Source organism: Pseudomonas sp. B21-041 (assembly GCF_024748675.1).
Classification (GTDB): Bacteria; Pseudomonadota; Gammaproteobacteria; order Pseudomonadales; family Pseudomonadaceae; genus Aquipseudomonas; species Aquipseudomonas neuropathica.
The window spans coordinates 1,234,212-1,254,179 of sequence record NZ_CP087175.1 but is presented as its reverse complement, the minus strand read 5'-3'; the positions used below and the strand labels follow the sequence as shown (position 1 = coordinate 1,254,179).

The 19,968-nt window shown below is 60.6% G+C and carries 17 protein-coding genes; 9 read left to right on the top strand and 8 right to left on the bottom strand.

Going from position 1 to position 19,968, the window contains the following annotated elements; translation table 11 throughout:
• Positions 1-44: 44 nt before the first annotated feature.
• The 7 genes from LOY43_RS05425 to LOY43_RS05395 form a co-directional block, all read right to left on the bottom strand.
• Positions 45-1,055 (bottom strand): chemotaxis response regulator protein-glutamate methylesterase, encoded by a 1,011-nt coding sequence (locus tag LOY43_RS05425; protein WP_258709309.1) that lies wholly within the window; start codon positions 1,053-1,055, stop codon positions 45-47.
• Positions 1,052-3,340 (bottom strand): hybrid sensor histidine kinase/response regulator, encoded by a 2,289-nt coding sequence (locus tag LOY43_RS05420; RefSeq protein ID WP_095050368.1) that lies wholly within the window; start codon positions 3,338-3,340, stop codon positions 1,052-1,054. The genes LOY43_RS05425 and LOY43_RS05420 overlap by 4 nt, the downstream gene beginning before the upstream one ends.
• Positions 3,337-4,020: a chemotaxis protein CheW gene (locus LOY43_RS05415; protein ID WP_095126470.1), complete on the bottom strand. Its 684-nt coding sequence runs from the start codon at positions 4,018-4,020 to the stop codon at positions 3,337-3,339. Before LOY43_RS05415 ends, LOY43_RS05420 begins: the two co-directional genes overlap by 4 nt.
• Positions 4,017-5,288: a CheR family methyltransferase gene (locus tag LOY43_RS05410; RefSeq protein ID WP_095050366.1), complete on the bottom strand. Its 1,272-nt coding sequence runs from the start codon at positions 5,286-5,288 to the stop codon at positions 4,017-4,019. Before LOY43_RS05410 ends, LOY43_RS05415 begins: the two co-directional genes overlap by 4 nt.
• Positions 5,285-5,821, bottom strand: coding sequence for a chemotaxis protein CheW (locus tag LOY43_RS05405; protein ID WP_095050365.1), 537 nt, complete (start codon positions 5,819-5,821; stop codon positions 5,285-5,287). Before LOY43_RS05405 ends, LOY43_RS05410 begins: the two co-directional genes overlap by 4 nt.
• Positions 5,821-7,443: a methyl-accepting chemotaxis protein gene (locus LOY43_RS05400; protein ID WP_095126468.1), complete on the bottom strand. Its 1,623-nt coding sequence runs from the start codon at positions 7,441-7,443 to the stop codon at positions 5,821-5,823. The genes LOY43_RS05405 and LOY43_RS05400 overlap by 1 nt, the downstream gene beginning before the upstream one ends.
• A 366-nt stretch (positions 7,444-7,809) precedes the next feature.
• The gene (locus LOY43_RS05395; RefSeq protein ID WP_095126467.1) at positions 7,810-8,532 is read right to left on the bottom strand and encodes a tellurite resistance TerB family protein; all 723 of its coding nucleotides are present in this window, start codon (positions 8,530-8,532) and stop codon (positions 7,810-7,812) included.
• Between the two features lie 178 nt (positions 8,533-8,710).
• On the opposite strand from LOY43_RS05395, the gene LOY43_RS05390 reads away from it, so the two are divergent.
• From LOY43_RS05390 to LOY43_RS05355, 8 genes are all read left to right on the top strand, one after another.
• Positions 8,711-9,625 carry a LysR family transcriptional regulator gene (locus LOY43_RS05390; RefSeq protein WP_053117503.1) on the top strand — a complete coding sequence of 305 codons (915 nt, stop codon included), beginning with the start codon at positions 8,711-8,713 and terminating at the stop codon, positions 9,623-9,625.
• 131 nt (positions 9,626-9,756) lie between these two features.
• A complete protein-coding gene (locus tag LOY43_RS05385; RefSeq protein WP_095050362.1) occupies positions 9,757-11,214 on the top strand; it encodes a gamma-aminobutyraldehyde dehydrogenase in 1,458 nt (485 codons plus the stop codon).
• An 83-nt stretch (positions 11,215-11,297) separates the two neighbouring features.
• Complete coding sequence (gene ydcS / locus LOY43_RS05380) at positions 11,298-12,449, top strand: putative ABC transporter substrate-binding protein YdcS (RefSeq protein WP_095050361.1); 1,152 nt, start codon at positions 11,298-11,300, stop codon at positions 12,447-12,449.
• A 358-nt stretch (positions 12,450-12,807) separates the two neighbouring features.
• Entirely contained in the window at positions 12,808-13,845 is a 1,038-nt protein-coding gene (locus LOY43_RS05375) for an ABC transporter ATP-binding protein (protein ID WP_258709308.1), read from the top strand.
• A 1-nt stretch (position 13,846) separates the two neighbouring features.
• Positions 13,847-14,782 (top strand): ABC transporter permease, encoded by a 936-nt coding sequence (locus LOY43_RS05370; protein ID WP_220558107.1) that lies wholly within the window; start codon positions 13,847-13,849, stop codon positions 14,780-14,782.
• Positions 14,772-15,599, top strand: a complete 828-nt coding sequence (locus LOY43_RS05365) for an ABC transporter permease (RefSeq protein WP_095050358.1) — start codon at positions 14,772-14,774, stop codon at positions 15,597-15,599. Before LOY43_RS05370 ends, LOY43_RS05365 begins: the two co-directional genes overlap by 11 nt.
• A gap of 160 nt (positions 15,600-15,759) precedes the next feature.
• Entirely contained in the window at positions 15,760-17,184 is a 1,425-nt protein-coding gene (locus LOY43_RS05360) for a gamma-aminobutyraldehyde dehydrogenase (RefSeq protein ID WP_258709307.1), read from the top strand.
• A gap of 171 nt (positions 17,185-17,355) precedes the next feature.
• Entirely contained in the window at positions 17,356-18,840 is a 1,485-nt protein-coding gene (locus LOY43_RS05355) for an APC family permease (protein ID WP_095050356.1), read from the top strand.
• Here LOY43_RS05355 and LOY43_RS05350 read toward each other — a convergent pair.
• Positions 18,837-19,001 (bottom strand): hypothetical protein, encoded by a 165-nt coding sequence (locus tag LOY43_RS05350; protein ID WP_160056119.1) that lies wholly within the window; start codon positions 18,999-19,001, stop codon positions 18,837-18,839. The two genes, LOY43_RS05355 and LOY43_RS05350, sit on opposite strands and share 4 nt — an antisense overlap.
• Positions 19,002-19,438: 437 nt before the next feature.
• On the opposite strand from LOY43_RS05350, the gene LOY43_RS05345 reads away from it, so the two are divergent.
• Positions 19,439-19,945, top strand: a complete 507-nt coding sequence (locus LOY43_RS05345; protein ID WP_258709306.1) for a Bro-N domain-containing protein — start codon at positions 19,439-19,441, stop codon at positions 19,943-19,945.
• Positions 19,946-19,968: the final 23 nt, after the last annotated feature.

Genomic DNA, 19,968 nt, shown 5'->3' with positions numbered 1-19,968 from the left:
GGTCACCTGAGTACTGCGGGGGCCAGGATTGCGGATAAACCTGTTCATTTGGGAAAAACCTCCAGCAATCGTGGCGCTATCTTTTCCAGTGCACGGATTTCAACCGCGGCATCAATCGCCGCGGCGGCTTTGGGCATGCCGTACACCGCACTGCTTTGCTGATCCTGCGCGATGGTCAGGTAACCCTGCTGGCGCATGAGCTTAAGCCCTTGCGCGCCGTCGCGTCCCATCCCGGTCAATAAAACCCCGATCGCGTCGCCATTCCAATAACTGGCGACACTGTCGAAAAACACATCGATCGAGGGGCGGTAGATCTCGTTGACCGGCTCGGCGGTGTAGGCCAGCGTGCCGTTTTTCAATAAGCGAATATGGTGATTGGTGCCGGCCAGCAGCACCGCGCCGGCCTGCGGCGGTTCGCCCTCGCGGGCCAGACGCACATCGAGGCCGCTGGCGCTGGCCAGCCATTCGGCCATGCCGGCGGCGAACACCTGATCGACGTGCTGCACCAGCACAATTGCCGCCGAGAAGTCACGGGGCAGGCCTTTGAGCAAGACTTCCAGCGCTGCCGGGCCGCCCGCAGACGATCCGATCGCCACCAGCCGCTTGCACGAAGCGGAGCTGCGCTGGGGTGTAGGCGCCGGGTGTGAGCGTTGCGGCTTGTCGCCGATCAGCCAGCCAATATTGAGGATTTTACGCAGCAACGGCGCCGCCGCTTCCTGCGCATTGCCGGCGCCGAGAGCCGGGGTATCGACCACGTCCAGCGCGCCGTGCCCCATGGCTTCGAAGACCCGGTGCACGTTCTGCTGGCGATCGACCGTCACAATGACGATCGCGCACGGGGTTTCGGCCATGATCCGGCGCGTGGCTTCGACGCCGTCCATCACCGGCATGATCAGGTCCATCAGGATCAGGTCCGGAGTATTTTCAGCGCACAGTTGCACTGCCTCGGCACCGTTGCGGGCGACCCAGACCACCTGATGCGCCGGCTCGAAGGCCAGCGCCCGGCGCAGGGCCTCCACCGCCATGGGCATGTCGTTGACGATGGCGATCTTCATGCCCGCGCTCCTCCAATAAGCTCGACCACTGCGTCGAGCAGGGCGTCGTCATGAAAACTGGCTTTGGCTAAATAATAGTCGGCGCCGGCATCGAGGCCACGGCGGCGGTCCTCTTCCCGATCCTTGTATGACACAACCATCACCGGCAGCGATTGCAGGCGGTTGTCGCGGCGCAGCAGGGTGACCAGCTCGATGCCGTCCATGCGCGGCATGTCGATGTCGGTGATCAGCAAATCGAAGTCCTCCGAACGCAGCGCGTTCCAACCGTCCATGCCGTCCACCGCCACCGCGACGTCGTAGCCGCGATTGAGCAGCAGTTTGCGTTGCAGTTCGCGCACGGTCAGCGAGTCGTCGACCACCAACACCCGCTTGCGCGCCGCCTCGGCGGCTTGATTGCCATGACGCGCGATGCGCTCAAGGCGCCCGGTATTGAGCAGTTTGTCCACCGAGCGCAGCATGTCTTCGACGTCGACGATCAACACCACCGAACCGTCGTCAAGCAAAGCGCCGGCGGAGATGTCCTGCACTTTGCCCAGACGCTCATCGAGTGGCAAGACCACCAGCGTGCGCTCGCCAATGAAGCGCTCCACGGCAACGCCATAAACCGCATCACGCTCGCGGATCACCACGACTTTAAGGGTTTCGCCGGTGTTCTGGCTGGCCGGGCGGTTGAGCAACTGGCTGGCCGCAACCAGCCCGACGTGCTGGCCTTCGTGCCAGAAATGCTGACGGCCTTCGACCTGAACGATGTCCTCCGGCGCCAGATCGCACATGCGTTCGATGTGCGCCAGTGGGAAGGCGTAGGCCTCTTCGCCAACTTCCACCACCAGACTGCGTACCACCGACAAGGTCAGCGGTACCTCCAGATGAAAGCGACTGCCCTCGCCCGCCGTCTGCTCCAGCACCACCGCACCGCGCAACTGGCGAACCATGTGTTGAACAGCATCGAGGCCGACGCCCCGCCCGGACACTTCGGTGACCGTGTCGCGCAGGCTGAAACCGGGGAGAAACAGGAACGTCAGCAGTTCTTCCTCGCTCAACTGCGCCGCCGTTTCCGCTGGGGATAGCTGCCGCTCGACAATGCTGCGGCGGACCTTTTCCAGATCGACGCCATTGCCGTCATCGCTCAATTCCAGCACCAGCAGGCCGGCCTGATGCGAGGCGCGCAGGCGGATCAGGCCCTCTTCTGATTTGCCTTTAAGCAGACGCTGCTCAGGGGTTTCAATACCGTGATCGACAGCGTTGCGCAGCAAATGGGTGAGCGGCGCTTCGAGTTTTTCCAAGACATCGCGATCGACCTGGGTTTTCTCGCCTTCGATCTCCAGCCGCACCTGCTTGCCGAGGCTGCGGCCCAGATCGCGGACCATGCGCACCTGACCGGTCAGCACGTCCGCAAAGGGCCGCATGCGGCAGGCTAACGCCGTGTCATAGAGCACTTGTGCGCGCTGGCTGGCCTGCCAGGCGAACTCGTCGAGTTCGGCGTTTTTCTCGCTCAGCAACTGCTGGGATTCGGCGAGCAAACGCCGCGCGTCTTCCAAGGCTTCGAGCGCTTCAAGGCTCAGCGCGTGTTCCTTGAGGTGCACGTTGAGATTTTCCAGCGCACGCAAGCCGTTGTTCTGCATGCGTTTGAGGCGCTGCATGGTCGCCAGATGCGGTTTGAGGCGCTGGGTTTCCACCAGCGACTTGCTCGATAGATCGAGCAAACTGTTCAGCCGTTCAGCGGTGACCCGCAGCACCCGCTCGCCACCTTCGGTGGTGCGTTTGCTTTTGCGTGGCGCCGATTCAGAGGTTTCGACCGGGGCTTCGATGATCGGCGCTGGCGTCAGTTCAAATACGGGCGGCGCTTCAAGTTGCAACTCGGCCATCGGCGGCGCAACGAACGCTGCCAGCGGCGTCGACGGATCGAGCAAACCCGCCATCAACGCCACATAAGTTTCAATATCGCTCGGCTGCGGCGCATTGGCCGGTGTAGCGATGCGCATCAGCAAATCGGTGCCCTGCAACAGCGCATCGATATGTTCGGGCCGCAGCAACAAGCGCCCTTCCTGCGCGCTGACCAGGCAATCTTCCATGACATGGGCGACGCTGACGCCGCTGTCGATGCCAACAATTCGCGCCGCGCCTTTGAGCGAATGCGCCGCGCGCATGCACGATTCCAGTTGATCGGCCTGGGTCGGGTTGCGCTCCAGGGCCAGCAATCCGGCGCTGAGCACTTGGGTCTGGGCTTCGGCTTCGAGGCTGAACAGCTCAAGCAGCGAGGCGTCGCGCATTTGCTCGGGGGTCATGTGAGGCTCCGGGTCACGGCGGACAGCAGCTGTTCTTCATCCAGCCAACGCAGGCTACGACCGCGATACTGCAGAACACCACGGGTGTATTTGGCACTGGCTTGCACGCCGGACTGCGAGGCGGCATCAAGAATGCGCTCGTCGATGGCATGAATACCGTCGACCTCATCCACCGGCACCACCACCGGCCCGCCATGGGCGGCGATGATCAGCATGCGCGGCATGATGCGCGCGCCGGTGGCTGGCGCGGCGTTGCCATCCAGATCGAGCAATTCAACCAGCGACAGGCACGCCACCAACGCGCCGCGCACATTGGCCACACCGAGCAATGCGCGTGAGCGCTGGTGCGGCAACGAGTGAATCGCCTGCAGTGGCGCGACTTCGACGAGACTGCGCGTCGCCAGCCCCAGCCATTCTTCACCGAGCCGGAACATCAGTAGCGAGCGGGTTTTCACGTCGCTTTCCACAGCGATCGCCACCGGGTCGCGTTCGTCCTGCTGCAACGCATAACGGTCGAGCAGGCGCGTGGCGGCGGCGGAATACACCGAACAATTGCGGCAATGAATGTGGTCTTCGAGCAGCGGACAGGACTTGTCGCCATGAATGCCGATGCGGTTCCAGCAATCGTCGATGGCCCGGGCGTCTTCGTGGGTGACGTTCAAGGTGTCGGACGGGATCATCGTTTACGCTCACTGTCGGCAGTGCGGCCGCTGCGAGCGGCGCGTTCCTGCAATCGTCTGGCACCCGTTGTATCGCCCTGAGCCTGCAGCAGCGCGGCCAGGTGCATCAACGCTTCGGGATGTTGCGGTTCGAGGTACAACGCTTTGCGGTAGAAACCCTGAGCTTCGAGGGTCAGGCCGGCGACATCGCTGAGCAAGCCGAGCCAGTAAAACACCTGGGCCACCGGTTCGTGGCTGCGCAAATACTGTTCGCAGGCAGCGCGGGCCTCGGCACTTTTGCCTTCGTTGGCCAATGCAGCGATGTTGGCCAGCAGGGTCGCCGCGTCCGGGTTGGCACTTTTGCTAGCGGTCGGCAGTGGCGTTACGGCGGCAAACGGTCGAGTGCGCACCGGTGCTGGCTGCGTGCTGCGAGGCGGTTGGCTGACCGGCACCACGATGGGCTTGGGCGTTGGCAACGGCTCGGGGTGCGGATCGCTATGGCGACTGAACGCGAAGGATTGCGGGATACCGATCGAACGCATGCCCAAACGTCCGAGCAAACTGCCCTCGGCCGGGCCGATAAACAGCACGCCATCGAAATGCGTCAGGCGCTTGAGCACCTCGAACACCAGTTTTTGCGTCGGCTGATCGAAATAGATCAGCAGATTGCGGCAGAACACGAAATCGAACGCCGGCTCGCTGGCCAGCAGCGTCGGATCGAGCACATTGCCGACCTGCAAACGCACCTGCTCACGCACGTCGTCATTGACCCGATGGCCGTCCTGCTCAGGCGTGAAGTGCCGTTCGCGAAAGTCCAGTTCCTGGCCGCGAAACGAATTCTTGCCGTACAGCGCGCGCCGGGCCTTCTCCACCGACAGCGGGCTGACGTCCATGCCATCGACCTTGAACTGATGCGGTTTGAGCCCGGCATCGAGCAAGGCCATGGCAATCGAATAGGGTTCTTCGCCGGTGGAACATGGCAGGCTGAGGATGCGCAGCGCACGCATGTTATTCAGCTCGGCGAGGCGATTGCGCGCCAGCTTGCCCAGCGTGGCAAACGATTCCGGGTAACGGAAAAACCACGTTTCCGGAACGATCACCGCTTCGATCAGCGCCTGTTGTTCGTCTCGCGAGCCTTGCAGCAGTTGCCAATACTCATCGGCATGCGCCGCTTGCGAGAGTGTCGTGCGCTGGCGTACGGCGCGTTCGATGATCGCCGGCCCTACCGACGTCACATCGAGGCCGATGCGCTCCTTGAGAAAGTCGAAAAAACGCTGATCGCTGCTCATGCCTGCGCCTCAAGCTGCGCCGGACTCAGCGGCGGATCGGGGAACAGCAAAGTACGCACGGCGTCATCGAGCAAGTCATTGACCCGTACCCATTGCACCAATCCCTGGGCATCTTCACGCACCGGGCCGAGGTAAGGCGCCGCGCGGTTGTCGAGGCCGTAAGGCTGAAACTCTTGCGGATGGCAACGCAGGGTGTCGGTGGCCTGTTCGAGAATCAACCCGAGCCATTGCGCGGGTTGCGCTTCATCCGGCCGATAATTGACCAATACCAGACGGGTGCTGGTGCGCGCCTCGGCGGTATGGCCGAAGGTCAGCGCACTGAGGTCGATCACCGGCACCACCGCACCGCGATAGGCAAATACGCCAGCAACCCACTGCGGCGCCCGGGCGATTGGCTTGAGCGGCAGGCGCGGCAGCACTTCCGCCACTTCGGTGGCGCGCAAGGCGTAGCGCTCGCTGCCGATGCGAAACAGCAGGAACAACGCCGGCTTCGCCACCTGCGCGGCGCTGCGTTTGGCGATGATTTCGCTCATCAGACTTTGAATCGCGAAACGCCGCTGCGCAGCCCGACGGCTACCTGGCTCAGTTCGTCGATGGCGAAACTGGCCTGACGCAACGACTCGACGGTCTGGCTGCTGGCGTCGCCCAACTGCACCAGCGCGTGGTTGATCTGCTCGGCACCGGTGGCCTGAGCCTGCATGCCTTCGTTGACCATCAACACCCGCGGCGCCAGCGCCTGCACCTGATGGATGATCTGCGACAGCTGCTCGCCGACCTGCTGCACCTCGGACATGCCACGGCGCACTTCTTCGGAGAACTTGTCCATGCCCATCACCCCGGCTGATACCGCCGACTGGATTTCGCGCACCATCTGTTCGATGTCGTAAGTGGCGACAGCGGTCTGATCCGCCAGGCGTCGCACTTCGGTGGCGACCACGGCAAAACCGCGGCCGTACTCACCGGCCTTCTCGGCTTCAATCGCCGCGTTGAGCGACAACAGGTTGGTCTGGTCGGCAACCTTGACGATAGTCACCACCACCTGATTGATGTTGCCGGCCTTCTCATTGAGGATCGCCAGTTTGGCGTTGACCAGATCGGCCGCACCCATAACCGAGTGCATGGTGTCTTCCATGCGCGCCAGGCCTTGCTGGCCGGAGCCGGCAAGCACCGAGGCCTGATCGGCGGCGGTGGACACTTCGGTCATGGTGCGTACCAGATCGCGCGAGGTAGCGGCGATCTCGCGCGAAGTCGCGCCGATCTCGGTGGTGGTCGCGGCGGTTTCGGTGGCGGTGGCTTGTTGTTGCTTGGAGGTGGCAGCGATTTCGGTCACCGAGGTGGTGACCTGCACCGAAGAACGTTGCGCCTGGGATACCAGCGCAGTCAGCTCGGTCATCATGTCGTTGAAGCCGGTTTCGACGGCGCCGAACTCGTCCTTGCGGTCGAGATTGAGACGCGAACTGAGGTCCCCGGTGCGCATGGTTTCGAGAATCTGCACAATGCGGCTCATCGGCGCCATGATCGCGCGCATCAGCAACAGACCGCACAGGCCGGCGGCGAGCACGGCGACCAGCAGTGAAATGAACATGCTGACTTTGGCGGCCGCCACAGCATCGTCGATATTGTTCATGGCCTGATCGGCGACTCTCTTGTTCTCGCCGATGATGTCGTTGAGCTTCATGCGCCCGGAATACCAGGCTGGCGTCAGCTTTTCGTGGAACATCCTGACCGCGTCCGCTTCCAGGTTGCGCTTGTGCAGGTCCAGCACGGCATCCTGAATCTGGAGGTAGGCGTCGTGGTACTTCTCGAACGCGGCAAACTCGACACGATCCTCCTCGGTTGCCATGGTCTTGCGATAGTTCCCCATCTGCTCCTGCAAACGCGCCTCGAAAGCCTTGTAGTCGGCCGCGTCCTCGCTGGAAACCCCCTGACCTTCCTTGAGTCCGAGCAGTTCTTGCGTCTGCATGTAACTGTCGACCCAGGCGCCACGGATCATCGAGCTGTAATAGACGCCGGGAATCGCGTCATCACGCACGCTGTTTTCACTGGCCTCGATCTTCAACAGTCGCGAATACGAAACGACGACCATCAGCAACATGATGGCGATAATCACCGCAAAGCTCGCCAAAATGCGTTGGCGCAACGTCCAGTTCTTCACAGTGATTCCTCGTGCCTAGTCGAAATGCGGGGAGTATAGCCGAGGGCGGTGTTTCATTTATAAGACGCTTTGTAACCCTCGGGCCTGTCCGCCTTGGTCGCGGGAGGGCTCTGGGCTGGGACTGTCCGACAATTGCGGGTGGGCGTGCCAGTGGGGTAATGGCAAAAAGAGGCGATAGATCGGCCATGGCGTATGCAGTGAGGCTGAAACAACATCGCGAGCAGGCTCCGTGCACGCCGGAATAACCTGTGGGAGCGAGCCTGCTCGCGAAGAGGCCGGAAGGGTCAACATTGATGTCGTCTGACCCGGTGCTTTCGCGAGCAGGCTCGCTCCCACAGGGGTTGCGATTGTTAAAACACGCCGTCTCTACACAGAGGCCAGCCGCACCTGCTTCTCCAGCTCCGACTTCAACCCCGGCTCGAGCTTCAACTGTCGCGCCAGTTCATCCAGATAGCTCTTCTCCATGAAGTTCTCCTCATCCACCAGCATCACGCTGGCGATGTACATCTCAGCCGCCATCTCCGGCGTGCTCGCGGCGCGGGCCACGTCAGTCGGGTCGAGAGGTTTATTGAGTTCCGCGTGCAGCCAGTGTTGCAGTTCCTGGTCGTTGTCGAGTTTGGTGAATTCGCCTTCGATCAGTTGGCGCTCACGGTCATCGATGTGGCCGTCAGCCTTTGCGGCGGCGACCAGCGCCTTGAGAATGGCTTGGCTGTGTTGCTCGGCTTGCGCGGGTGGAAGGCGATCAAGGGTTTGTGGTTCGCGTTGTGGTGCGGTGCCTTTTTGCGCGTTGTAGTTGCCGTAAGCCTTGTACGCCAGCACACCGAGCGCCGCGAGGCCACCGTAGATCGCGACTTTCCCGCCGACCTTGCGCACTTTCTTGTTACCGAGCAACAAACCCATCGCGCCGGCCGCCAATGCGCCACCACCTGCGCCTGAGAGCAAACCGCCAAGGCCACCGGAGCCTGAAGCGCCGCTGAGCAAACCGCCCAAGCCACCGCTGGCCGATTTGTTCTGCGAACCACCGGCCTTGTTCTGCAACAGATCCTGGCCGGACTTGAGTAGTTGATCGAGCAATCCACGGGTGTTCATGTTCCGCCTCCAAAACAGGGGTTATCCGGATCTATAAGGCCTCCAGCCTAGTTCGAAAGTGCCCCAGCCCTGCTTGCGAGTGTGCTTCCAGATGTTGCTCAGTACGCCCAAGCCGTTCGTGAAAATAGATATACACTCAGCCCAATCTATAAAAACCGCCCACTGGGTAGCCCTTCTCATGATGACTCTGCGTCAGATCCGTCATTTCATCGCTGTGGCCGAAACCGGTTCGATCTCCGCCGCCGCGCAAACCGCGTTTATTTCCCAATCAACCCTGACCCTGGCGATCCAGCAACTGGAAGAAGAAATCGGCGTCAGCCTTTTCAGCCGCCACGCCAAGGGCATGACGCTGACACACCAAGGTCATCAATTCCTACGCCAAGCGCACCTGATTCTGGCAACGGTGGATAACGCCAAGCGCAGCTTGCAACAGAGCACTGATCAGGTTGCCGGGCAGTTGATCATCGGCGTGACCAGCCTCGTCGCCGGTTATTACCTGGCGGATCTGCTCACCCGTTTTCAGCGCGCGTATCCCAATGTCGAAATCAGAGTGATGGAAGACGAACGCCCCTACATCGAGCATTTGCTGGTCAGTGGCGAGATCGATGTCGGCGTATTGATCCTCTCCAACCTCGAAGATCGCCACGCTTTGCAGACTGAAGTACTGACTCACTCGCCCCACCGTTTATGGTTGCCAGCCCAGCACCCGCTGCTGGAACACGACAGCATCAACCTCGCCGACGTCGCCCGCGAGCCGTTAATTCAGCTAAACGTCGATGAGATGGATCGCAATGCCCAGCGATTGTGGCGCGGCGCCGGGTTGCAGCCAAAAATCACCTTGAGAACCGCCTCGACCGAAGCGGTGCGAAGTCTGGTCGCCGCCGGTCTGGGCGTATCGATTCAACCCGACATGACTTACCGCCCATGGTCGCTGGAGGGCGACATCATCGAAGCGCGTCCCATCGCCGACCTCAATCAGACCTTGGACGTGGGCCTGGCCTGGCGACGTGGCACTGCGCGCCCCGCTCTTGTCGACCCATTCCTGACCGTAGCCCGTGAGCAACCCCACGGCGGGCGCAAGCCATCTATTTAATCGAATGCTGCCTTCAGTATTTAGTATTTGTCGACCTCGGAGCCGCGCACTAGTCTTGCTGCATCTATAAGACGGTCGGCTCCCGGTTTCAGGGAGCAACAATGGCCACACAAGAAAAGAGATCGCGGAAAATGGCTGGCGCGCAGACCCCGATGTGTACCGCGTTGTTGATTGACGGCGAACTGGTCGCCGGGGAAGGTTTTGTCGAGCCGATTCTCAATCCGGCCACCGGCGAAATCCTCACGCACATCGCCGAAGCCAGCACCGAGCAAGTCGAAGCCGCCATCCTCGCCGCCCACCGCGCATTTGCCGAGTGGTCGCGCACCACGCCTCAGCAACGTTCGAACCTGTTGCTCGAGATCGCCAACGCCGTGGAAAAACACGCCGACCACCTCGCCCGCCTCGAATCGCTGAACTGCGGCAAGCCGTTGCACCTGGCGCGTCAGGACGATTTGACGGCGACCGTCGATGTGTTCCGTTTCTTCGCTGGCGCCGTGCGCTGCCAGACCGGTCAGCTCAGCGGCGAATACCTGCCGGGCTACACCAGCATGGTGCGTCGCGATCCGATTGGCGTGGTCGCCTCGATTGCGCCGTGGAACTACCCGATCATGATGGCCGCGTGGAAAATCGCCCCGGCCCTCGCCGCCGGCAACACGCTGGTGTTCAAACCGTCCGAACACACGCCGCTGTCGATCCTCGCTCTGGCGCCAGCGCTGGCCGAAATCCTCCCGCGCGGGGTCATCAACATCATCTGCGGTGGCGGCGAAGGCGTTGGCAGCCATTTGGTCGGCCACGCTAAAGTGCGCATGGTGTCGCTGACCGGCGATATCGTCACCGGACAGAAAATCCTTCAAGCCGCTGCGAAAACCCTGAAACGCACGCACCTCGAACTCGGCGGCAAAGCCCCGGTGATCGTCTGCAACGACGCCGACATCCAGGCCGTGGTCGATGGCGTGCGCACTTACGGTTACTACAACGCCGGGCAGGACTGCACCGCTGCCTGTCGGATCTACGCGCAGGCCGGGATTCACGACAAATTGGTCGCCGAACTCGGCGCCGCCGTCAGCAGCCTGCGCTTCGCCGGCAAACGTGATGCCGATAATGAGATCGGCCCGCTGATCAGCACCCGCCAGCGCGACCGCGTCGCCAGTTTCGTCGAGCGCGCCCTCGGCCAGCCGCACATCGAACGCGTGACCGGTGCGGCGGTGCACTCCGGTGCCGGTTTCTACTATCAGCCGACGCTGCTCGCCGGTTGCAAACAGAGCGACGAAATCGTCCAGCGCGAAGTGTTCGGCCCGGTGGTCACGGTGACCCGTTTCGACGAACTCGCCCAAGCCGTCGACTGGGCCAACGACTCCGAATACGGCCTCGCCTCGTCGGTCTGGACACAGAATCTGGACAAGGCCATGCAGGTTGCCGCGCGCTTGCAGTACGGCTGCACCTGGATCAACAGCCATTTCATGCTGGTCAGCGAAATGCCCCACGGCGGGCTGAAGCGCTCCGGTTACGGCAAAGACTTATCCAGTGATTCGCTGCAGGACTACAGCGTGGTGCGGCACATCATGGCCCGCCACGGCCAGCATCTCTGACTACGCTAATAACAAGCCGCCAACGGCATGCTTCACCGCGTTCACAACTGCCCCGACCATAATTTAAAGAAGAGGGTTCAACCATGTTCGTGCACAAGACCGCACTGCTCAGTGCAATCACCACGGCCCTGCTGGCCAGCGCCAGCCTGCAAGCGGCCGAGCCGTTAAAGGCTGTCGGTGCTGGCGAAGGTCAGCTGGATATCGTTGCGTGGCCGGGTTACATCGAACGTGGCGAGAGCGACAAGGCTTACGACTGGGTCACCGGTTTCGAAAAAGAAACCGGCTGCAAGGTCAATGTGAAGACCGCTGCGACCTCGGACGAAATGGTCAGCTTGATGGCCAAGGGCGGTTACGACCTGGTCACCGCGTCGGGTGATGCCTCGCTGCGGTTGATCGTCGGCAAGCGGGTGCAACCGATCAACACTGCCTTGATCGCGAACTGGAACACTCTCGACCCGCGCCTGAAAGATGCGCCGTGGTACGTAGTCAACAAGCAAACTTACGGCACCCCGTACCAGTGGGGCCCGAACGTGCTGATGTACAACACCAACGTGTTCAAGACTGCGCCGAGCAGTTGGAACGTGGTGTTCACCGCTCAGGATCTGCCCGACGGCAAGCCGAACAAGGGCCGCGTGCAGGCGTATGACGGCCCGATCTACATCGCAGATGCGGCGCTGTATCTAAAGTCGACCAAGCCTGAACTGGGTATCAAGGATCCGTATCAACTGACCGAAGATCAGTACAAAGCCGTGCTTGATCTGTTGCGCGCACAGCAGCCGTTGATCCACCGCTACTGGCATGACACCACGGTGCAGATGAGCGACTTCAAAAATGAGGGCGTGGTCGCCTCCAGCGCCTGGCCGTATCAGGTCAACGGCCTGATGAACGAGAAACAGCCGATCGCTTCGACCATTCCGAAAGAAGGCGCTACGGGTTGGGCTGATACCACCATGTTGCACGCCGAGGCCAAGCATCCGAACTGTGCGTACAAGTGGATGGACTGGTCGCTGAAACCGAAAGTCCAAGGCGATGTGGCGGCGTGGTTTGGTTCGTTGCCGGCCGTTCCTGCGGCGTGCAAAGAGAGTGAGTTGCTTGGCGCGGAAGGTTGCAAGACCAACGGCTTCGACCAGTTCGACAAGATCGCCTTCTGGAAAACCCCGCAGGCTGAGGGTGGCAAATTTGTGCCGTATAGCCGCTGGACCCAGGACTACATCGCGATCATGGGCGGCCGCTAGCTCTCAATAACGACGCGGCCTGCCCCCTTTCCCCCTTGGGGGAGAGGGCTGGGGTGAGGGGGTAGCTTTTGCCTTTGCTCTTGATCTCAGAGCAATGACCGAAACCGCCACCCCCCGCCCTCTCCCGGAGGGAGAGGGAGCTCAAAGCGGATCGCATTCACCGTTAGATGCCGATCGTTCCCACGCTCTGCGTGGGAATGCATCACCGGACGCTCCGCGTCCATTTGCACGAGGTGACGCAGAGCCTCACAGGCAGCATTACCACGCAGAGCGTGGGAACGATCATTCGAAAGACTGTTTTTTCAAAAGGCTGGGCAGGGCCGCTGCGACGGCCTTCGCCTTTTTGGAGCACCGCACCATGACGCTTGCAGTCCAGTTCACCAACGTTTCCCGGCAGTTCGGCGAGGTGAAGGCCGTTGACCGGGTTTCCATCGATATCGAGGACGGCGAGTTCTTTTCCATGCTTGGCCCTTCCGGCTCGGGCAAAACCACCTGCCTGCGCCTGATTGCCGGTTTCGAACAACCGAGTGCCGGCTCGATCCGTATCCACGGCGCCGAAGCGGCCGGTTTGCCGCCGTATCAACGTGACGTCAACACGGTGTTTCAGGACTACGCGCTGTTCCCGCACATGAATGTCCTCGACAACGTCGCCTACGGTTTGAAGGTCAAAGGCGTCGGCAAAAACGAGCGGCATAAACGCGCCGAAGAAGCCTTGGACATGGTCGCCCTCGGCGGTTACGGCGCACGCAAACCGGTGCAGTTGTCCGGCGGTCAGCGCCAGCGTGTGGCCCTCGCCCGCGCCCTGGTCAATCGCCCGCGTGTGCTGCTACTCGATGAGCCGCTCGGCGCGCTGGATTTGAAACTGCGCGAGCAAATGCAAAGCGAATTGAAGAAGCTGCAACGCCAGCTCGGGATCACCTTCATCTTCGTCACCCACGATCAAACCGAAGCGCTGTCGATGTCCGACCGCGTGGCCGTGTTCAACAAGGGCCGCATCGAACAGGTCGATACGCCGCGCAATCTGTACATGAAACCGACCACCACTTTCGTCGCCGAATTCGTCGGCACCTCGAACGTGATTCGCGGCGATCTCGCACGCCAAATCAGCGGTCATCCGCAGCCGTTTTCGATTCGTCCGGAACATGTGCGTTTCGCCGAAGGCCCCTTGGCCAGCCATGAAATCGAAGTCAGCGGTTTGCTCCACGACATTCAGTATCAGGGCAGCGCCACGCGTTATGAATTGACCCTGGAAAACGGCCAGACCCTGAGCATCAGCCACGCCAACACTCAGTGGGTCGACAGCAGCGCACAGCACCAGACCGGCCAGCGCCTGAGCGCACGCTGGGCGCGGGAAGCGATGATCCCGCTGCACGACACCGTGACGAGCGGGGTGTGAAATGAGCACGCTCGCGATGACTCAATCGCCGCCGTTGCGCCGGTTTTCCAACCTGCTCTACCGCAAGCCAAACCTTTATCTGTCGATGCTGCTGGTGCCGCCACTGCTGTGGTTTGGCGCGATTTATCTCGGCTCGTTGCTGGTGCTGCTGTGGCAGGGTTTCTACACCTTCGACGACTTCACCATGGCGGTCACGCCTGACCTGACCCTGGCGAATTTTGCTGCGCTGTTTCAGCCGTCGAACTTCGACATCATCCTGCGCACGTTGAGCATGGCCATCGTTGTGTCGATCGCCAGCGCCATCGTCGCGTTCCCGATCGCCTATTACATGGCGCGCTACACCACGGGCAAGACCAAGGCGTTTTTCTACATCGCAGTGATGATGCCGATGTGGGCCAGTTACATCGTCAAGGCGTATGCGTGGACGTTGCTGCTGGCCAAGGGCGGTGTGGCGCAATGGTTCGTGCAGCACTTGGGGATGGAGCCGGTGTTGCAGTTCATTCTGGGGATTCCCGGCGTCGGTGGCAGCACCTTGTCGACCTCGCATCTGGGGCGATTCATGGTGTTTGTTTATATCTGGCTGCCGTTCATGATTCTGCCGATTCAGGCTTCGCTGGAGCGTCTGCCGCCGTCGCTGTTGCAGGCTTCTGCCGACCTCGGCGCCAAGCCGCGCCAGACCTTTATGCAGGTGATCTTGCCGCTGTCGATTCCGGGCATCGCCGCGGGGTCGATCTTCACGTTTTCGCTGACCCTGGGCGACTTCATCGTGCCGCAACTGGTCGGGCCGCCGGGTTACTTTGTCGGCAGCATGGTGTACGCGCAGCAAGGTGCGATCGGCAATATGCCGATGGCGGCGGCGTTCACGTTGGTGCCGATTGTGTTGATCGCGGTTTACCTGTCGATCGTCAAACGTCTGGGGGCTTTCGATGCGCTCTAATTCAGAAAAGCAGGGGGAGAAAGCCTCTCTAGGTCTGAAAGTCGCTGCTTGGGGCGGGTTGGTATTTCTGCACTTCCCGATCCTGATCATCTTCCTTTACGCCTTCAACACCGAGGAAGCCGCGTTCAGCTTTCCGCCGAAGGGCTTTACGTTGCACTGGTTCAGCGTGGCGTTTTCGCGGCCGGACGTTTTGGAGGCAATCAAGCTTTCGTTACAGATCGCAGCCATCGCCACGTTGATTGCGATGGTCCTCGGCACCTTGGCTTCAGCAGCGTTGTACCGCCGCGATTTCTTCGGCAAACAGGGCATTTCGCTGATGCTGATTTTGCCGATTGCGCTGCCGGGAATCATCACCGGGATCGCCTTGCTGGCGACGTTCAAGACGCTGGGGATCGAGCCAGGGATGTTCACCATCATCGTCGGCCACGCGACCTTCTGCGTGGTGATCGTCTACAACAACGTCATCGCCCGATTGCGCCGCACTTCGCACAGTTTGATCGAGGCCTCGATGGATCTTGGCGCCGATGGCTGGCAGACCTTTCGCTACATCATCCTGCCCAACCTCGGCTCGGCATTGCTGGCCGGCGGCATGTTGGCGTTTGCGCTGTCGTTCGACGAAATCATCGTCACCACGTTTACCGCCGGTCACGAACGCACGTTGCCATTGTGGCTGCTCAACCAACTGAGCCGACCACGGGATGTGCCGGTGACCAATGTCGTCGCCATGCTGGTGATGATGGTGACGATGCTGCCGATCCTCGGTGCTTATTACCTGACGCGTGGTGGCGAGAGTGTCGCCGGCAGCGGTGGCAAATAACCGAATAACTGAAGAAACCGAATCCCGTGTAGGAGCTGCCGAAGGCTGCGATCTTTTGATATTGCTTTGAAGATCAAGATCAAAAGATCGCAGCCTTCGGCAGCTCCTACATGGGTTCGGTTTCGGCAGAACAATAAAAGTGTTAGTGAGGACAACAGACATGCAAACCAAACTCTTGATCAACGGCCAACTGGTCAACGGCGAAGGCCCGGCGCAACCGGTGCTCAACCCTTCACTTGGCGAAGTCCTGGTAGAGATCAACGAAGCCACTGAAGCCCAGGTCGACGCCGCCGTGCGCGCCGCCGATAACGCCTTCGCCGACTGGTCGCAAACCGCGCCGAAAGACCGCTCGCTGCTGCTGCTCAAACTCGCCGATGCCATCGAAGCCCACGGCGAAGAACTGGCCAAGCTCGAATCCGACAACTGCGGCAAACCCTACAGCGCCGCGCTCAACGACGAGATCCCGGCGATTGCCGACGTGTTCCGTTTCTTCGCCGGCGCCAGCCGTTGCATGAGCGGCTCGGCCGCTGGCGAATACCTGCCCGGCCATACCTCGATGATCCGTCGCGACCCGGTCGGCGTGATTGCCTCCATCGCGCCGTGGAACTACCCGCTGATGATGGTCGCCTGGAAAATCGCCCCGGCGCTGGCGGCCGGTAATACCGTGGTGCTCAAGCCGTCGGAACAAACCCCGCTGACCGCGTTGCGTCTGGCTGAACTCGCGTCGGAAATCTTCCCGGCCGGTGTACTCAATCTGGTGTTTGGTCGCGGTCCTACAGTTGGCAGCCCATTGGTTACGCACCCGAAAGTGCGCATGGTTTCGCTGACCGGTTCGATCGCCACGGGCGCCAACATCATTTCCAGCACCGCCGACAGCGTTAAACGCATGCACATGGAGCTGGGTGGCAAGGCGCCGGTGATCATCTTCGACGACGCTGATATTGATGCGGCGGTGGAAGGGATTCGCACCTTCGGTTTCTACAACGCCGGGCAGGACTGCACCGCCGCTTGCCGGATCTATGCCCAGCAAGGCATTTACGACAAATTCGTCGAGAAGCTCGGCGCGGCGGTCAGCAGCATCAAGTACGGGTTGCAGGATGATCCGTCGACCGAGTTGGGGCCGCTGATTACTGCGCAACATCGTGACCGGGTTGCAGCGTTCGTCGAACGTGCCGTGGCGCAGCCGCACATTCGCTTGATCACTGGCGGCAAGGCCGTGGACGGCAATGGTTTCTTCTTCGAACCGACCGTGTTGGCCGATGCGCAGCAAGACGATGAAATCGTCCGTCGTGAGGTGTTTGGGCCGGTGGTTTCGGTGACCAAGTTCACCGATGAAGCGCAGGCGCTGGAATGGGCCAACGATTCGGACTACGGCCTCGCGTCCTCCGTGTGGACAGCGGATGTAGGACGTGCGCATCGCATGTCGGCGCGTTTGCAGTACGGCTGCACGTGGGTGAATACGCACTTCATGCTCGTCAGCGAAATGCCCCATGGCGGTCAGAAATTGTCCGGTTACGGGAAAGACATGTCCATGTACGGGCTGGAGGACTACACCACGGTTCGGCATGTGATGTTCAAGCACTAAGCCTTTAAAAGCCTGCTCGCGAAGGCGTCACCCCGGTATCAGGAAAGAAACCGGCACTACGCACCACCAGGATTCCACACCTAACAATAACTACCGAACCGGGCGGCGCCCACAAAGCCCCGCCACGGCCTCGGCCATCCGAAATCTGCCGATTTCACGGAGCAATCACACATGAGTTCCTCACCCGATCTCGCCGCAGCCATCGCCGACAGTGATGCCGAACAACTGCGCAAGCTGGGCTACACCTCGAACTTCAATCGCAGCATGAGCCTGTGGGAAAACTTCGCTTTGGGCTTCACTTATCTGTCACCGGTCGTAGGGGTTTATACCCTGTTCGGCCTATGCCTCGCCGCCGGCGGCCCACCGATGTTCTGGGCCTACTTGCTGGTCGGTTGCGGCCAATTGCTGGTGTGCCTGATCTTCGGCGAAGTGGTTTCGCAGTTCCCGATTTCCGGCGGGGTTTACCCTTGGGCACGCCGATTGGTCGGTAAAAAATGGGCGTGGATGGTCGGCTGGATCTACTCCATCGCCCTGTGCGTCACCATCGCCGCCGTTGCGGTCGGCGCTGGCCCGTACCTGGCCGCCATGCTCGGCTTTGAGCCAAGCAACAACACCAACATCGTCATCGCCCTGGTGCTGACCCTGTTCGCCACACTGGTCAACCTCAGCGGCACCAAAGTGCTGGCGCGCATCGCCATGTTCGGCTTTCTCTGCGAACTGGTTGGCGCAGTGATCGTCGGTGTTTACTTGCTGGTATTCGAACGCCATCAACCGCTGAGCGTGCTGTTCAACACCTTCGACATCAGCGTCGACGGTTCGTACCTGCCGGCGTTCCTCACCGCATCGCTGGCGGGGATGTTCCTCTACTACGGCTTCGAGGCCTGCGGCGACGTCGCCGAAGAAACCCCGAACCCGAGCGCAAAAATCCCGGTGGCCATGCGCATGACCATCTACATCGGCGGCATCGCGGCGATGTTCGCCTGCCTGGCGCTGATTCTCGCCGTGCCGGACATGCAAGCGGTGATCAACGGCACCGACAAAGACCCGGTCACCACCATCCTCAACAACGCCTTCGGCCCGGTCGGTTCGAAAGTGGTGATGGGCGTGGTAATGATTTCCTTCATCTCCTGCGTCATCAGCCTGCAAGCCGCGGCAAGCCGTCTGCTGTACTCCTACGCTCGCGATGAAATGGTCATCGGCAGCCGACTGCTGAAAAAGATTTCTCCTACCACCCAAGTACCGGTTGCAGCACTGTTCGTGTCCGGCGTCCTGCCGGCCCTGATCATCGCCCTCGGCTTCTTCCTGCAAGACGCCGTGGCCACCATCGTCAGCTTCGCCGCCATCGGCATCTACCTCGCGTTCCAGATGATCGTCCTGGCCGCGCTGTACGCCCGCAGCAAAGGCTGGAAACCCAGCGGCAAATTCACCCTCGGCGCGTGGGGCTGGCCGGTGAACATTGGCGCGCTGGTGTATGGCGTTGGCGCGATCATCAACATGGCCTGGCCACGTACGCCGGATGCAGCGTGGTATGTGAACTATGCGATGGTGTTGAGTACTGCGATCGTGATTGGTTTGGGGCTGGTTTATATGTGGATTGGCAAGCCGTATGACCATGGGAAGGCGCCGGCTGGGGATGCTTGGAAGGTGAGTCGCTAAGAAGAATCACCCCGGAATCGAGATTTGATTCCGGGGTCTCCTCGAAGCACTGTCATCAATTCATCAGTACGCCATTTGATATCGGCTTTACCTCTAACAGCTTCGAAGCGATCCAGATCGATCACCTTTCTCTTTTTACCCTTCGCTTCATCTTTGCTCACAGAATTGCTTCTCCCTTTTCCCGATTGCTAACTCATAAAGGAAAATCTTCGGTGCAGGGATGGTTTAGCAGCGGAATCTAAAAAAACAGGCATTTCCTACAGACACAGCCTGCCTGAAAAAGCCCCATTTCCTACGATGTGTGGCGAAAGGGTAGACTTGTCGCCGCAAGCGCCTGACCGATAGGCTTTATCCCGTCGCTGTTAATTCAGCGATCCGGGGTCGAAGCCGGAAACTGTCAAAACGGTGCTTGCATGCCCTCCATTGAACTGCGGCTTTTTCACAACTTCAGTTCTGCTTTATGGCGGGCCGTGTGGCGCGGGCCTTCCGGCTTTACCGTTTCGACAGGAAGTAACCCGACTTCGAACGCCACTCGGCTCGCCACCCAATTTTTCGAAGAATTGGTGGCGACTTTCCAACTCGAAACGGAAGTCACTACATGTCTACGCAAATCCAGAATCCACCTTCAACGCACTTCACCCCCACCGTCTTCACCCGCCACAACCGCTTCCTCCACGCCTTCATGCAAGACCACGAAGCCTGGTTCTGCGTTCAGGATCTCGGTCGCTTGATGGGCTATCCGCTGAACGAACGCCTCACCCTGAAACTCGATCCCGACCAGCGTCGCCATGTCCTTCTGCGTCGGGACGGCGAAATCATCGATTGCGCGATGGTCAGCGAGTCCGGCCTGTTCGCGCTGCTCGTCCATCACTTCGTTCCGGAAAACCGTCACCTGCGCCAATGGCTGAGCCATGAAGTCATCCCGATGCTGCGCGACACCCATTCAAGCCCAGTGGGAAACCATCCGAGCCTGAGTTCGATGCATTGGGCAGGCGTCACCGTGCCGTTGCTGCACTGGCAACATCAGGCGTGGGTCAAATGGCGGGATGTTCCAGAGTTGATAAACGGCCAGCGGCCGTATCCAGTACTGGGAACGTGTAGCTGATCCAAATAAAAAAGGGGCGGACT